Here is a 14,029-nt window from a genome sequence, read left to right as displayed (position 1 = left end):
TGAGGCGGAACAGGTTTACTTTAGTTTGCCAAGTTTACGCGCAATGGGCCTGTTCGGCCTGTGCCATGGCCTCGGCTGTGGCATCCAGCGCCAGAAGGATCGAGGCGTGCCGGTTCTTATAATCCCGTGCCGGCATAAGGACTTCGAGCCCGTCGAAGGGAGCATCTGGGGCAGGTCCATCTTTTTTCAGCATTGCAGCCAACTGATCGCGAGCAGCTTCGACCTGAGCACGCGTCGCGCCAATGATCGCATCCCCCACGACCGCGGCAGAAGCTTGACCCAAGGCGCAGGCTTTGACGTCCTGACCAAAGGCACGCACCCGGCCGTCCTGAACCTTGACATCCACTGTCACGGTCGAGCCGCACAGCGGTGACCGTTTCTTGACCGTTGCATCTGGGTCGTCCAGACGGTCAAGATGCGGAATATCTGCCGCCAGCGCTAGAATGCGCCCGGAATACAGCTTTATCAGGTCGTTCTCGCCGCTCATGGCTTTCCCTCGTCGTGTGTTCCTCATACATAGTGGCCAGCCCACCGGATGCAAAAGGTTTTTCGAGATGACTGAGCCTGTCATATTTGACCCATCGACATTGAAATATAACGAGGCGGGCCTGATCCCTGCAATCGCACAGGATGACGCGTCGGGCGAGGTTCTGATGATGGCTTGGATGAATGCTCAGGCCGTTGAAAAGACGCTGGAAACGGGCAGGGTGACCTATTGGTCGCGGTCTCGTCAGTCTTTCTGGATCAAGGGCGAAACCTCGGGTCATGTCCAAGAACTGGTGGACTTTCGGATCGATTGTGACCGCGATTGCCTTCTGGTGCTGGTGCGTCAGACCGGGGCTGCTTGCCACACAAATCGCCGGACCTGCTTTTACACCGCTGTTCGTGACGGGGCCGAGACAGAATTGATGGCTCCGATGGAATAAGCGCGCCGGATCAAAGCCCGACCATACGCCGAATGTCAGCGGGGCTGGCGCCTTCAGCGCGATATTTTGAGATCGCACGCGCGTCGTCGCGCTTGGCCAATCGTTTGCCTGCATCATCACGGATCAGATCGTGGTGAAAATACTCGGGCGTTGGTAAATCCAATAGAACCTGAAGCAGAACATGGATGCGGGTGGCTTCGAACAGATCCCGACCCCGAACAACACGCGTGATTCCTTGCGCCGCGTCGTCCAGGACAACGGACAGATGGTAAGACGTGCCCATGTCCCGGCGGGAGAGAACAACATCTCCGACGGTTTTTTCCATCTCATCCGGAGTGAAGGTGATTACACCTGTTTCCCCGTCGGGGCCGGAACCGAGTTCAGTGAACTGAAGTCTGGACCTCTCCTGAATCGCTTGACAAGCCTTGGAAATGTCCAGCCGTACAGCTTCGTGTTTTGGGCGAAGGTGTTGGGTTAAGTCTTTGCTTGCATTGAATTTACGACAGGTCCCGGGATAGATTATTCCGTCAGGCCCGTGCAGCGGTGCGCCTTCCTGCGGAGCGCTGGCTGCAGCGGCAATATCTTTGCGGTTGCAGGTGCAGGGATACAGAAAGCCCCGCGCCCAGAGTTGATCCAGGGCGGCATCGTAAACCGCCATGCGATCCGATTGGCGCATAACAGGACGTGGCCAATTCAGGCCCAGCCAGGTCAGATCATCATATATCTGATCCTCCCAATGCCGTCGCGAACGGGATTGGTCGATATCCTCGATCCGCAGCAGGAACTGACCACTTTCAGCTTTGGCCATGTCGTTGGCCATCAATGCGGAATAAGCGTGGCCCAGATGAAGTGGCCCGGTTGGAGATGGCGCAAAGCGCGTCAGGAAAGTCACGCTTTTTCTATTATATACACGTCAGCGTTAAGGTTGATTCCGGGTAGATGCGGCCCATGTTCACGAAATAGCAAACGTGCGGCCCCCATGTCGACCCAATCCGTAACGCGGCAGGTGAAAGTGTGATCTGCCAGCGCGTGATCATTCAAAGAAAACGCAAACAGCCCTCCTTTGGGTAAAGCATGCATCAAAGCGTCGATTGTCTCTGCCGGGGCAGCGCCCTTACCGATGACACCGATGGCTGTGACAATCGAATATGCACCACGTTTGAGCGGAGCTGGCTTGGTGATATCGAAGCCGGTCAGCTTTCTGTACACACCCTTAGCATTTGCCTCTTCCAGCATTTTGGGAGTGGGATCCATGCCATCGATAGTCTCGAACCCGACTGAGCGCAAAGCCTGACCGGACATTCCGGTTCCACATCCAAAGTCCAGCACCGGGGTTTCAGGGTGGGGGTGGGCAGACCACAACGCCGCCGCCACGCGACCTGGCGTGACATATCCATGATCTTCGACCTCTTTATCATAGGTCGCCGCCCAGTTCTTGTAGTGCGATTCTGTTTCTTGTGGTGTGTCGAGGTTGTAGGTGCTGTCTAGGAACTTGTCGGTCATACCTGTATGCTAGGCCGAGACCGTATTGTGCGTCCAGTCAGCAATGCTCCAACCAGGTGCTCCATTCCAACTTGGCGCGGTCCGTATAGGCTTTGTACCGGTCCTTCCGGCCTCGCCGCCCACCTTTCAGACCATCCACCGGACGGAATAGACCAAAATTCACATTCATCGGCTGAAAGGTCTTGGCCTCGGCCCCGCCGGTAATGTGATGAATCAAAGCGCCCATTGCGCTGTCCTGCGGCACGTCCGGCAGATCACGCCCAAGTATCTCTGCAGCTGCCAGACGCCCTGCCAGCAAACCCATTGCGGCGCTTTCGACATAGCCCTCGACGCCCGTGATCTGCCCGGCGAACCGGATATTCGGCTTGGATTTCAATCGCATCTGCGCGTCAAGCAACGTGGGTGAGTTGATGAATGTGTTGCGGTGAATGCCGCCCAAGCGAGCAAAGCTGGCGCTTTCCAGGCCGGGGATCATTCGGAACACCTCGGTCTGGGCACCGTATTTCATCTTGGTTTGGAAACCCACGATGTTGAACAACGTGCCCAGTGCATTGTCGCGGCGCAGCTGCACCACGGCATGAGGTTTGACGTCCGGTGCATGTGAATTGGTCAGGCCGACCGGTTTCATAGGACCATGGCGCAAGGTTTCGCGCCCGCGTTCTGCCATGACCTCGATGGGCAGGCAGCCGTCAAAGTAACCGGCTGTTTCGCCCTCGTGGAACTCGGTCTTGTCAGCAGCCAGAAGTGCGTCGATGAACGCCTCGTACTGATCACGGTCCATCGGGCAGTTCAGATAGGCTGTGCGCTCTTCTTCTGTTTCGCCTTTGTCGTACCGCGACTGCATCCAGGCCTTCGACATGTCGATGCTCTCGGCATAAACGATGGGCGCAATGGCATCAAAGAAGGCCAGCGCCTCGGCACCAGTTTCCGAGCGGATCGCTTCGCCCAGTGCTGGCGAGGTCAAGGGCCCTGTTGCAAAGATCCATTGGCCGTCATCGGGCAGGGTGGTCACTTCTTCATCCGTGACCGAAACGCGTGGGTGGGCGCGGAGTTTTGCGGTGACGCTTTCGGCAAAAGGGTCACGATCCACCGCAAGCGCCCCTCCTGCGGGCAGGCGATGGGCGTCGGCCGTTGTCATGATCAGCCCGTTGGCAGCCCGCATTTCCCAATGCAGCAGGCCAACTGCATTCTGTTCGTCATCATCCGACCGAAATGAGTTCGAGCAGACCATTTCAGCCAGATTGCCGGTTTGATGGGCAAAGGTACCAACGGTTGGGCGCATTTCGTGAATCACCACGTCAACGCCCATTTCCGCCGCTTGCCACGCCGCCTCGGATCCGGCCATGCCGCCGCCTACAATGTGCAAAACTTGTGTCATGCGCTGCCACATAGGGCAGACCACAATCGTGCGCAACTCAGCCAGTGCCAGTTTCGATAATTTTAAAGGGGGGTCTTGGGGTCGCCGCTGCGGGAATGTCAGCGCTGGTGAGAGAGACCAGCTGGAGGGACCTTCCGCCCACGGCGACCCAAAAGTGTCCTGAGGCCTCAGCCTCGACCCAGCTTTGCCACAGAGTCGCCGTTTTGAAAAGTGCAAAAATCAAAACAGTGGCAAAAAATGTGCAAAACAATTGCCTCATTGGGTCCAATTTGGGGGGCGCTTTTCAATAAAGGCGGAAATGCCTTCTTCTGTGTCGCGGTGCAACATATTCTGCGCCATTACCTCTCCGGTATAGGTGTAGGCCTGATCCAGGGGCATCTGAAGTTGTTGATAAAACGCCTCTTTTCCGATTTTCACGGCAGCGCCAAGCTTTGAGGCCACAAGCTCGGCCAGCGCATTGGCTTCATGGTCCAGCTGCGATTCCGGGATGACGTGGTTGATCAGCCCAAGTTCTGCGGCCCTTTCGGCTGAAATGAACGCGCCTGTTGTCAGCATCTCAAAAGCTTGCTTTCTGGGGATGTTGCGGCTGAGCGCCACCATTGGTGTCGAGCAGAACAACCCGATATTGACCCCGTTCACGCCAAAGCGCGTACCCTCGGCTGCGACAGCCATGTCGCAGGTCGCAACCAGCTGACACCCGGCGGCGGTGGCAATGCCATGGACCTGAGCGATAACGGGTTGAGGAAGCGACTGGATTGACATCATCATCCGGGCGCAGCGCGCAAACAAATCCTGGAAATAGGCTTTGCCCCCATCTTCGGACTGACGTCCGGCTGTCATTTGCTTCAGATCGTGCCCGGCACAAAAAGCCTTTCCAGCGCCTGATAAGATCACTGCGCGGATGGACCTGTCATCGCGCAAAGCGTCAAGTTCATCCTGAAGCGCAGCCAGCATCTCTTCGCTCAGCGCGTTCAACCGCTCGGGCGCGTTCATTGTAAGCCGTGCCACCGCGCCAGTGTCGTTACGTTCCAGAATTGCCATCTTGCCCTCCGATCCCAAGTTGGGCCAACTCTAGGTCGGGAAGAGCAGGAGGGAAAGTATGGCTTTGGCAATGAACAGGGATGAACTGTCGCAATACCTAAAAGAGGTGTTTCCTCAGATTCATGAGGATTTTGTTGTCGAAGAACTGGCCGAAGAAAACATTACCATGCGCCTTGTGGTCCAGGACCGGCACCTGCGCCCCGGGGGCACAGTGTCTGGCCCGTCCATGTTTGGTCTGGCGGATGTCAGTGTGTACGCTATGGTTTTGGCGCGAAAAGGGCGGCAATCCCTGGCGGTGACGACCAGCAGTTCGCTGGATTTTCTTCGCAAACCCGCAGGTGGCGCCGATCTGATTGCGACTTGCCGATTGCTTAAGTTAGGTCGAACATTGGCCGTCGGCGATGTTTTGATCTATTCCGAAGGCATGGACGAGCCGGTTGCGCGGGCCAGCATGACGTATTCCATTCCACCGGCAGGCTCGGCCGCGGCGCGGTTCGGCTAAAAAAAGGCCGGGGACTGGCCCCGGCCCAGGAAGAGGTCCCAATAATTGGGACTGGGGATGATTCAGATCTGCCAGAAGTAGCGTTTTACTTCACGGTCCGCCTGCGTGCGGGTCAGGCCAACATCTTTCAACAGCCGATCATCCAGATTGCCCAGATTGACGCGACTGCGACGGCGGCGTTCCCATTGAGTGACCGCAGCCGCAAACCGCACGGCCAGCACAGCGATCAGCGGCAGCCGAGGGCTGGCGTTCAGCAGTATAAGGGCGGGGTTGTGCATTGTGCGTGTCATCTCAGAGTTCCTTTCAAATTGTATTGACACAAAGCAGTGATATTCGGTACAAGATGTTGATACATTCAATATTGTGTCAAAATCAAAGGAAGAATTGTAATGGATACAATTTGGCCGGAAGAGTTGCCGAAAGCCAAGGGGCCAAAGTATACTTTGGTTGCTGACACAATACGAAAAGCAATTGAGAGCAAAGCGTTAGACATCGGATCTAAGCTGCCGCCGGTGCGCGAACTGGCGTATCGATTGCAGATCACACCGGGTACTGTTGCACGGGCCTATACGATTTTGACGGATGAAGGCTTGTTACAAGCAGAGGTCGGACGTGGTACATTTGTAGCCCCTCCGAAATCCCCGATTCTGGATGATGTCTGGTCACGTCAGTTGCATTTGGCCGAAGCACAGAATGCCAATCACGTCAGCCTGTTCAGTCCAAGATTGGCGGATATGGGGCAGGTGTCGTTGATACGGGAGTGTTTGCAGAAAGTTGCGCAGTCCGATCCCGCATTATTTATGAACTATCCAACCCGCGATGCCTATAAGCCAATGCGCCAGGCGGTGGTCGAGTGGCTGTCGAATTTACCGCTGGGTCCGCTGACGGATGACGACATTGTACTGACTCATGGGGGGCAGAACGGATTGTGTCTTGTGTTTCAAAGCATCCTTCAAGGTCCCAAGCCGGTCGTTTTGGTCGAAGACCTGTCTTACGCCGGCTTTCGCCGCGCCGGTGAATTGATGCGGGCCGAAGTGGTCGGTATTCGCATGGACAAGTGGGGCATCGATCCCACTGCGATGGAACATGTTTTGCGGCAGACAACCGCGCAGGCGATTTGCGTTTCACCCGAGGTGCAGAACCCGACCGCACTGCACACCCCGCTTGAGCGGCGCAAAGAGGTAGTTGAAGTTGCGCGAAAATTCGATGTGCAGATCGTGGAAGATGACTGTTATCGCATGGGTGAGGCTAAAGAGCCCAGCTATCGTGCCTTGGCGCCCGAGCGGGGCTGGCATGTATCGTCGATCTCAAAAGTTCTGACGCCATCACTGCGCGTCGGGTTTGCCATTGCCCCGAAAGAGCGAAGTGTGGATCTGAGACGCTCGGCAGAGTACGGGTATTTTGGGCTGGCGCAGCCGTTGGCAGAGCTCACCCGATTGCTTTTGTCTGATCCCCGTACGCGGCAGATCGCCAAAGATGTCAGAACCCGAATGGGCGAGTATGTGCGTGTCACAGTGAATGCGCTGGGTGGTTTTGACCTGACGTGGGCACCAGACGTACCGTTTGTCTGGCTGAACCTTCCATCTGGCTGGCGCGCAGCAGCTTTCAGCCGGGCGGCAGAGCGGGAGGGGATACAATTGCGATCGGCGGACGAATTCGCTTTGCGCGATGGCCGTGCACCAAATGCGGTTCGCATTGCAATGAACGGGCATGTCTCGTTGCAACGGTTCGAGGACGCAATGCTTCGCCTGCGTGCGTTGTTGGACAATCCGCCCGAGCAAATCAGCGTTTAATTTGGGGTAAAATAATACCTATTTTTTAAGGTGTTGTTTTGCCTAGTAAAAAACAGGTTTACTGCGCTTGACGTGCGCGCGGCCACCCCATAGAACCCCACCATCGAATTCGGACCGCTCTGTCTTGGGGCGGTCTTTCACATCAAACAGGACTATCCTGCCATGAAAACCTTTTCTGCAACACCTGCAGACATCGACAAGAAGTGGATCCTGATCGACGCCGAGGGCGTTGTTCTGGGCCGTCTTGCCTCGATCGTCGCCATGCGCCTGCGTGGCAAGCACAAAGCATCGTTCACCCCGAACATGGACATGGGCGACAATGTCATCGTGATCAACGCTGACAAAATCCAGATGACCGGCAAGAAGCGCGAAGAAAACTTCTACTGGCACACTGGCCACCCGGGCGGCATCAAATCGCGCACCAAGCAGCAGATCCTTGAGGGTGCACACCCCGAGCGCGTCGTGACCCAGGCGGTCAAGCGCATGCTGCCGGGCAACCGCCTGGCGCGTCAGCAGATGACCAACCTGCGCGTATACGCCGGTGCCGAGCATCCCCACGAGGCGCAAGCGCCCGAAGTTCTGGACGTTAAGTCCATGAACAAGAAAAACACCCGGAGCTAATGACCGATGGCTGATCAGATCAATACTCTCGAAGAGCTGAGCGCCGTCGCAGGCGTTGAAACCGTGGCCGAAGAAGTCATCGTGCGTGAACCCGTACGTGACGAGCTGGGCCGCTCCTACGCCACCGGTAAGCGTAAAGACGCTGTTGCCCGCGTTTGGATCAAGCCGGGTTCCGGCAAGGTCACCGTAAATGGCAAAGACCAGGACAAGTATTTTGCGCGTCCGGTTCTGCAGCTGATCCTGCGCCAGCCGTTCCAGGTTGCTGGTGTTGAAGGTGAATTCGACGTTGTCGCAACCGTCAAAGGCGGTGGCCTGACCGGTCAGGCGGGTGCGGTTAAGCACGGCATCTCGAAAGCGCTGCAACTGTACGATCCGAACCTGCGTGGCGCTCTGAAAGCCGCAGGCTTCCTGACCCGCGACAGCCGCGTTGTGGAACGTAAGAAATTCGGTAAGCGCAAAGCCCGCCGTTCGTTCCAGTTCTCCAAACGTTAATCGCCGGGACAATCCAAAAGAAAGGGCTCGCATCTGCGAGCCCTTTTTCGTTGCATTTACTGCGACTTATTCTTCGTAGACGAGCTTCCACGCGCCGTTTTCAACAACATTTACGAACACGGTATCCGCGCCTTGGTGATCATCCGGCCCATAGGTGATGTGGTTGCCGACCAGATCGTCCTGATAGTCCAGCGATTCCATGGCCGCGATGAAACTGTCATGGGTCAGATCAGGACCTGCGGCCTCCAGCGCTTTGACCATCATCTCGGCGGCGGAATAGCCCAGCATTGCAAACCCAACCGGATCTTCACCCGTGGCGGCCTTGTACTCTTCTATGAACGCGGCGGGGGCGGGCTCATCGGCGCGGGCCCACAGATCCTGCCACGAGGCGGCGGCATAGAAGCCGTCGGTCACGCCTCCGGGAACCTGCGCCACGACTGTCAGGAAGCTGGCCGAGGTGCCCAGGAATTTCATATCCGTCAGGCCCATCTTCTTGGCAGTACCCACCACAGTGATCGCCTGACGAACGCCCAGCGCCATCGTGACAATGTCACAACCTTCTTCCTTGAGTTTACTGAGCGAACCCACGAAATCGGTCTCATCTGGTTTATGAGTGGTCTCGGATCCAAATGTGATCCCGGCCTCTTCAGCCCCGGCCTGGCTGCCCTCAAGAATTTCTTCGCCGAAATCGGTAGGCAGGTACATCGTGCAAACGGTTTGTGATCCAAATTCACCTGCGAGGTATTTCACGCCAATGCGGGCTTGATCATAGTAAGTCGAGAATGAGGTGAACTTGTTGCGCATAGGCTCTTGCAACATCTGCCGCGCCGCCGTCAGGGGGGCAACGTTCGGAATTCCCTTTGGATCCAGCAGTTTGAAGCCGGCCATGTTCATCGGTGTGCCCAGTGATTGCAGCATCGCAAACACTTTGTCCCGGTTCAGCAGTTTGTTGTAACCCTGCATTGCACGCGGCATCTGATAGCCATTGTCTTCGACGACAAAGCGGATTTGTCGCCCGTGCACGCCTCCGGCTGCATTGACACGGTCAAACACAACATTTGCGCCTTTGGTGGCCGGAACGCCCACGGCTGCGAAGATACCACTCAGATCGTTGACCGACCCGATCACGATTTCATCGTCGGTTACGCCTTGGGTTTGCGCCAAACCTATGGTCGCCGAGGCGGTCAAGGCCGTGGCGACAGCCAATAGTTTGAATGACTCTCTCATTTCTCTCCTCCCGAAATTCCCTTGTCTAACTGTACATGTCTTCAATCAGATGTCCGTGTTTCTTTTCCACCAAACCCCGTTTCAGCTTCATCGTAGCGGTCAGTTCATCGTCTTCGGCTGTTAAAAGCACGTCGATCAGCCGGAAATCCTTGATCTGTTCAACCCGTGCAAACTGGGTATTCACGGCTGCAACTTCGGCACCGATCAGATCGCATACCTCAGGCGCGGCACAGAGTGAGGCGAAATTCGAAAACGGAATTTTGCGGTCCTGTGCATATTTCTCGACATTTTCCTGATCGATCATGATCAGGGCCGTCAGGTATTTTCGCCTGTCACCAATCAGGATCGCGTCAGAAATATAGTGGCTGAACTTCAACTGGCTTTCGATTTCGGCCGGGGTGATGTTCTTACCACCTGCGGTGATGATGATGTCTTTCAGGCGGCCGGTGATGGTGACAAAGCCATCCTTGTCGATATGCCCCATATCCCCCGTGCGCAGCCAACCATCGGCAGTGAACGTCTCGGCCGTCTTGGCATTATTGCGCCAATACCCCTGAAAGACGTTCATGCCTTTCAGCTGGATTTCACCATCTTCTGAGATACGGATGTCGGAGCCTTCGACGGCTTGGCCGATGGTCCCGATCCTGTTGCTTTCAACGGTGTTGAGCGTGGCCAACCCGGCGGTTTCAGTCATCCCAAAACCTTCGACCAAAGGTACTCCGATGGCCCAGTACCATTTCAGCAAGTCAGTCGAAATCGGTGCAGCTCCGGTGCCGCCACGACGCAGTTGGTCCATGCCCAGCATACGACGCAGGTTCTTCAGAACCAGTTGATCCCATATCCAGAACTGCACCGCGATACCGATCGGAACGTGTTTCCCTGCCGCCCTGTATTCGGCGCGGCGAGCGCCTGCTTTCAATGCCATCCCAAAGGCCGCGCGCCCCAACGGTGTGGCCTCCTGCGTCAGAATTTGCACATGCGCATAAATCTTTTCCCACACGCGCGGCACAGCCGTGAAGGTCGAGGGCGAGACCTCTTGCAAGTTCGCAAATACGGTTTCCGGGCTTTCCGCGAAATTCACAGTGCAGCGGGCCGCCAGCGGGAAATAGACCGACACGTCCCGTTCCAGAATGTGGCAGAGCGGCAGGAAGCAAAGCTGCTCATCACTGGCCAGAACCGGTAAGGCCCGCGCGCCGGATTCAATGGCAGCAAGGATATTCTCGTGGCTCAGCATCGCGCCCTTGGGCTGTCCTGTGGTGCCAGAGGTATAGACAAGCAGCGCCGTATCCTGCGGTTTCGCCAGCGCGATTTCGGCCTCGAACCGCCCGTGATCGGCTGTTTCTGCCTCTCGGCCAAGCGCGTAAAGGTCGTCGATCATCATGCAGCGTGGGTGCTTGAGGTCGTGCAGACCTTCGTATTCCAGAATGATCACCTTGATCAGGTCCGGAACTTCGGCTTCGATTTCCAGGAACTTGTCCAGATGTTCTTCATCTTCGACAATCAGGAATTTGCTGCCACTGTCATTGATCAGGTATTGCAACTGACTGGCGGAATCGGTGGTGTAAACGCCCGAGGCTATCCCCCCGACGCCCTGAATACCCATGTCGAACCACGCCCATTCCTTGCGATCCTCGGATAGGATCGAGACCACATCGCCCCGTTCCAGCCCCAGTTTCCGTAGCGCCAAACCAATCCATTTGGCGTGTTGCCAGTAATCGGCCCAGGAATAGGATATCCAAATGCCTAGATCTTTTTCCCGATGCGCGGTGCGTTCGCCCAGCTCGGCGCAGCGGTGTTGAAACAGCTCGCTTATGGTGATGCAGCCGTCCACCCGCAGCGGCCTTTGACCTGTTGTTGCGTTAAAGCGCACGCCGTTGATTGTGGTCTGCGGGGGCAGGGGGCTGGCATCCATCCGTCTTACCTCCACGTCTTTTTCCGTTTCCAGCGCCGGTTTTCCCGCGCGCCGTCTTCACGCACACCAAGATAGAAGTTCTGAATGTCCTCGGATTTCAACAGAGCCTCGGCGCTACCGTCCATGACGATGCGTCCAACCTCCATCACATAGCCATGATGGGCCAGATCCAGTGCCGCATGAGCGTTCTGTTCGACCAACATCATGGTCATCTGCTGTTCTTGGTTGAGGCGCCTGAGGATCTCGAAAATCTCTTGCACCAGCATCGGCGACAGGCCCAGTGATGGCTCATCCAGCAACATGATGCGAGGACGGGCCATCAGCCCACGTCCGATCGCCAACATTTGCTGCTGACCGCCTGACAGTGTGCCAGCCTCTTGCCCGCGTCGATCTTTGAGGACGGGGAAATAGCTAAAGACCAGTTCACGATCTTGCTCGATCTGGTCTTTGTCCTTGCGGGAATAGGCACCAAGGCTGAGGTTTTCATCAACAGTCAGAAGGGGAAAGACCTCGCGCCCTTCGGGAATATGCACGATCCCGCGTTGCACGACCTTATGTGGTTCGGCCCCCTGAATGTCTTCACCATCAAAGGTGATTTGTCCCTTTTCAGGGTCCATCACGCCCGACACGGTTTTCATCAGCGTCGTCTTTCCCGCGCCATTGGCCCCGAGGATCGACACGATCTGCCCTTTGTGCACGTCCAATGACACCCCGCGAATGGCCATGATGGGGCCATAAAAGCTTTCGACATTGCGTATTTTCAGGATCGGCTCGGTCATGAAGCTTTTCCCAGATACGCTTCGATAACAGCCGGGTGGGCCTGCACTTGCGCAGGAGAGCCCAGTGCCAGTTCAGCGCCGTCTGCCATGGCCAAAACCCGATCTGACACGCCCGAGACCAGGCCCATGTCATGTTCCACCATCAGCACGGTGATGCCCATCTGACGCCGGATGTCATCGATCCACCACCGCATGTCACTGGTTTCTTCGACCGACAGGCCCGAGGCGGGTTCGTCCAGCAACAGGAGTTTGGGATCAGTTGCCAGTGCGCGCGCGACCTCAACCACCTTTCGCACGCCATAGGGCAGCCCTGCGATCATCTTGTCGCGATAGGCCTGAAGATCGAGGAAATCGATGATCTCTTCGACCTTCTCGCGGTTTTCGATTTCCTGCCGTCGGGCGGACGGAAGGAACAAAAGCTCGGAAAGCAGATTTGTTTGTCGATGCCTATGCCGCCCAACCAGAAGGTTTTGCAGAACGGTTGCGTGCTCGAACAGTTCGATGTTCTGGAACGTCCGTGCCACGCCAAAGGTTGCAACGCCCGAGGGTTTGACACGTAGCAGATCATGGCTGTCGAACCGGATCGACCCGGCGTAGGGCTCGTAGAACCGCGAGATCAGGTTGAATACAGTCGATTTGCCAGCACCGTTGGGGCCGACGATGGCAAAAACCTCGCCCTCCAGCACTTCGAACGATAGGTTATCGACCGCAGTGAGGCCGCCGAACTTCAGGGTTACGTTTTCAAACTCCAGCAGGCTCATCTTAGACGCTCTGTCTTTAGATAAGATTTTTGCCGTTTGAACATGTCCTTGCGGTAGAAGGGGAACAACTCGAACCAAGTGCGGATCTTTAGCCAGCGACCATAAAGGCCCATGGGTTCGAACAGGATGAAGGCAATCAGGATCATGCCAAAGATTCCGAATTCCAGGCCTGGAATGGCGACTGTGTTTCCTCCGAACAAGGCTCCGACATATTCTTTAGAGATCGAAAGGAATTGCGGCAGGAACCCGATCACGATCGCACCCAGAAATGCCCCGTGGATCGACCCCAGTCCGCCAATCACGATCATCATCAGCAACTGGATCGAGATCAGAACACTGAAGGTTTCATTGTTGAAGGCACCGGCAAAAAGCCCCATCAAAGCCCCGGCCCAGCCCGTCACAGCACAGGACAAGGCAAATGAGATCATTTTGGTGCGCGCAATGTCGATGCCCATCGCCTGAGCCGAAACCTCTGAGTCACGCACAGCGATAAAACTGCGCCCCAGCGGTGCTCGCAGCAGGTTGATATAGCCCAAGGTGACTAGAACCGTTACGGTTAGAACCAGCCAAAAGAACAGATCCGGCGTACCCCAGCGATCTACCAAATGGCCAAAGATCTCGACCCCGCCGACATACTTGCCTGCGACGCCTCCAGTGATGGGTTCAGACAGAACGATGATGTCATCCATCAGGATCGAAAGGGCCATGGTGAAGATGGCCAGGTAGATACCGTGAAGGCGCAAGGCAGGGATGGCAACTGTCACGCCCGCGATGCCAGTCAGTATTCCTGCCAGTGGGAAAGCGACCAGAAAGGGAACCCCTGCTTCGATCAGTGCAACGTTGGCATAGCAGCCAAAAGCCAGAAAAGCGGCATGTCCCAGACTGACTTGCCCGGTATGGCCGGTCAGGATCATCAGGCCCAGCCCAGCAATGGTCCAGATTAAAACATTTGTCAGTTCACCCAGATAGAATGCGTCCAGCCACCATGGGGCCGCTGCAACGACGGCCAGAAGGATCAGATAAAGACACAGTTGATACCGGTCTTTCCAAGGTCGGATGTCCTGCATGTAGTTGGTTTTAAACACGATCCGCAT

Annotated in this window: 16 protein-coding genes; 5 read left to right on the top strand and 11 right to left on the bottom strand. The window is 56.2% G+C overall.

Going from position 1 to position 14,029, the window contains the following annotated elements; genetic code table 11:
- Positions 1-34 precede the first annotated feature (34 nt).
- Entirely contained in the window at positions 35-487 is a 453-nt protein-coding gene (locus GS632_RS05160; RefSeq protein ID WP_171234306.1) for an iron-sulfur cluster assembly scaffold protein, read from the bottom strand.
- A 67-nt stretch (positions 488-554) separates the two neighbouring features.
- On the opposite strand from GS632_RS05160, the gene hisI reads away from it, so the two are divergent.
- Positions 555-926: a phosphoribosyl-AMP cyclohydrolase gene (hisI, locus tag GS632_RS05155; RefSeq protein WP_171237603.1), complete on the top strand. Its 372-nt coding sequence runs from the start codon at positions 555-557 to the stop codon at positions 924-926.
- Positions 927-936: 10 nt separating this feature from the next.
- Here hisI and gluQRS read toward each other — a convergent pair whose 3' ends face one another.
- The 4 genes from gluQRS to GS632_RS05135 form a co-directional block, all read right to left on the bottom strand.
- Complete coding sequence (gene gluQRS / locus GS632_RS05150; protein WP_171237602.1) at positions 937-1,818, bottom strand: tRNA glutamyl-Q(34) synthetase GluQRS; 882 nt, start codon at positions 1,816-1,818, stop codon at positions 937-939.
- Positions 1,815-2,429: a class I SAM-dependent methyltransferase gene (locus tag GS632_RS05145; protein ID WP_171173943.1), complete on the bottom strand. Its 615-nt coding sequence runs from the start codon at positions 2,427-2,429 to the stop codon at positions 1,815-1,817. The genes gluQRS and GS632_RS05145 overlap by 4 nt, the downstream gene beginning before the upstream one ends.
- A gap of 37 nt (positions 2,430-2,466) precedes the next feature.
- Positions 2,467-3,807: a methylenetetrahydrofolate--tRNA-(uracil(54)-C(5))-methyltransferase (FADH(2)-oxidizing) TrmFO gene (gene trmFO / locus GS632_RS05140; RefSeq protein WP_171173945.1), complete on the bottom strand. Its 1,341-nt coding sequence runs from the start codon at positions 3,805-3,807 to the stop codon at positions 2,467-2,469.
- A 255-nt stretch (positions 3,808-4,062) separates the two neighbouring features.
- A complete protein-coding gene (locus GS632_RS05135; RefSeq protein ID WP_171237601.1) occupies positions 4,063-4,848 on the bottom strand; it encodes an enoyl-CoA hydratase in 786 nt (261 codons plus the stop codon).
- A gap of 58 nt (positions 4,849-4,906) precedes the next feature.
- On the opposite strand from GS632_RS05135, the gene GS632_RS05130 reads away from it, so the two are divergent.
- Positions 4,907-5,350, top strand: coding sequence for a PaaI family thioesterase (locus tag GS632_RS05130; RefSeq protein ID WP_171237600.1), 444 nt, complete (start codon positions 4,907-4,909; stop codon positions 5,348-5,350).
- A gap of 62 nt (positions 5,351-5,412) precedes the next feature.
- Here GS632_RS05130 and GS632_RS05125 read toward each other — a convergent pair whose 3' ends face one another.
- A complete protein-coding gene (locus tag GS632_RS05125) occupies positions 5,413-5,640 on the bottom strand; it encodes a DUF1127 domain-containing protein (protein ID WP_171173951.1) in 228 nt (75 codons plus the stop codon).
- A gap of 99 nt (positions 5,641-5,739) precedes the next feature.
- Between GS632_RS05125 and GS632_RS05120 the strand changes: the two genes are divergently transcribed.
- The 3 genes from GS632_RS05120 (at position 5,740) to rpsI (ending at position 8,256) form a co-directional block, all read left to right on the top strand.
- Positions 5,740-7,143 (top strand): PLP-dependent aminotransferase family protein, encoded by a 1,404-nt coding sequence (locus tag GS632_RS05120; RefSeq protein WP_171721428.1) that lies wholly within the window; start codon positions 5,740-5,742, stop codon positions 7,141-7,143.
- 162 nt (positions 7,144-7,305) lie between these two features.
- The gene (rplM, locus tag GS632_RS05115) at positions 7,306-7,764 is read left to right on the top strand and encodes a 50S ribosomal protein L13 (protein ID WP_039536983.1); all 459 of its coding nucleotides are present in this window, start codon (positions 7,306-7,308) and stop codon (positions 7,762-7,764) included.
- A 6-nt stretch (positions 7,765-7,770) separates the two neighbouring features.
- Positions 7,771-8,256: a 30S ribosomal protein S9 gene (gene rpsI, locus GS632_RS05110; RefSeq protein WP_171090107.1), complete on the top strand. Its 486-nt coding sequence runs from the start codon at positions 7,771-7,773 to the stop codon at positions 8,254-8,256.
- Positions 8,257-8,322: 66 nt separating this feature from the next.
- On the opposite strand, the gene GS632_RS05105 is transcribed toward rpsI, so the two are convergent.
- From GS632_RS05105 to GS632_RS05085, 5 genes are read right to left on the bottom strand one after another with little or no spacing between them, the layout of a single operon-like run.
- Complete coding sequence (locus GS632_RS05105) at positions 8,323-9,483, bottom strand: ABC transporter substrate-binding protein (protein WP_171237598.1); 1,161 nt, start codon at positions 9,481-9,483, stop codon at positions 8,323-8,325.
- Positions 9,484-9,508: 25 nt separating this feature from the next.
- Positions 9,509-11,395: a long-chain fatty acid--CoA ligase gene (locus tag GS632_RS05100; protein ID WP_171237597.1), complete on the bottom strand. Its 1,887-nt coding sequence runs from the start codon at positions 11,393-11,395 to the stop codon at positions 9,509-9,511.
- Between the two features lie 5 nt (positions 11,396-11,400).
- Complete coding sequence (locus GS632_RS05095; RefSeq protein WP_171237596.1) at positions 11,401-12,174, bottom strand: ABC transporter ATP-binding protein; 774 nt, start codon at positions 12,172-12,174, stop codon at positions 11,401-11,403.
- Entirely contained in the window at positions 12,171-12,935 is a 765-nt protein-coding gene (locus GS632_RS05090) for an ABC transporter ATP-binding protein (protein WP_171173961.1), read from the bottom strand. Before GS632_RS05090 ends, GS632_RS05095 begins: the two co-directional genes overlap by 4 nt.
- Entirely contained in the window at positions 12,932-14,029 is a 1,098-nt protein-coding gene (locus GS632_RS05085; protein WP_171619006.1) for a branched-chain amino acid ABC transporter permease, read from the bottom strand. The genes GS632_RS05090 and GS632_RS05085 overlap by 4 nt, the downstream gene beginning before the upstream one ends.

It is taken from the genome of Ruegeria sp. HKCCD7296 (genome assembly GCF_013110775.1).
In the GTDB taxonomy this organism is placed as follows: Bacteria; Pseudomonadota; Alphaproteobacteria; order Rhodobacterales; family Rhodobacteraceae; genus Ruegeria.
The sequence above is the reverse complement of the archived record's forward strand: the minus strand, read 5'-3'. Positions and strand labels throughout refer to the sequence as shown.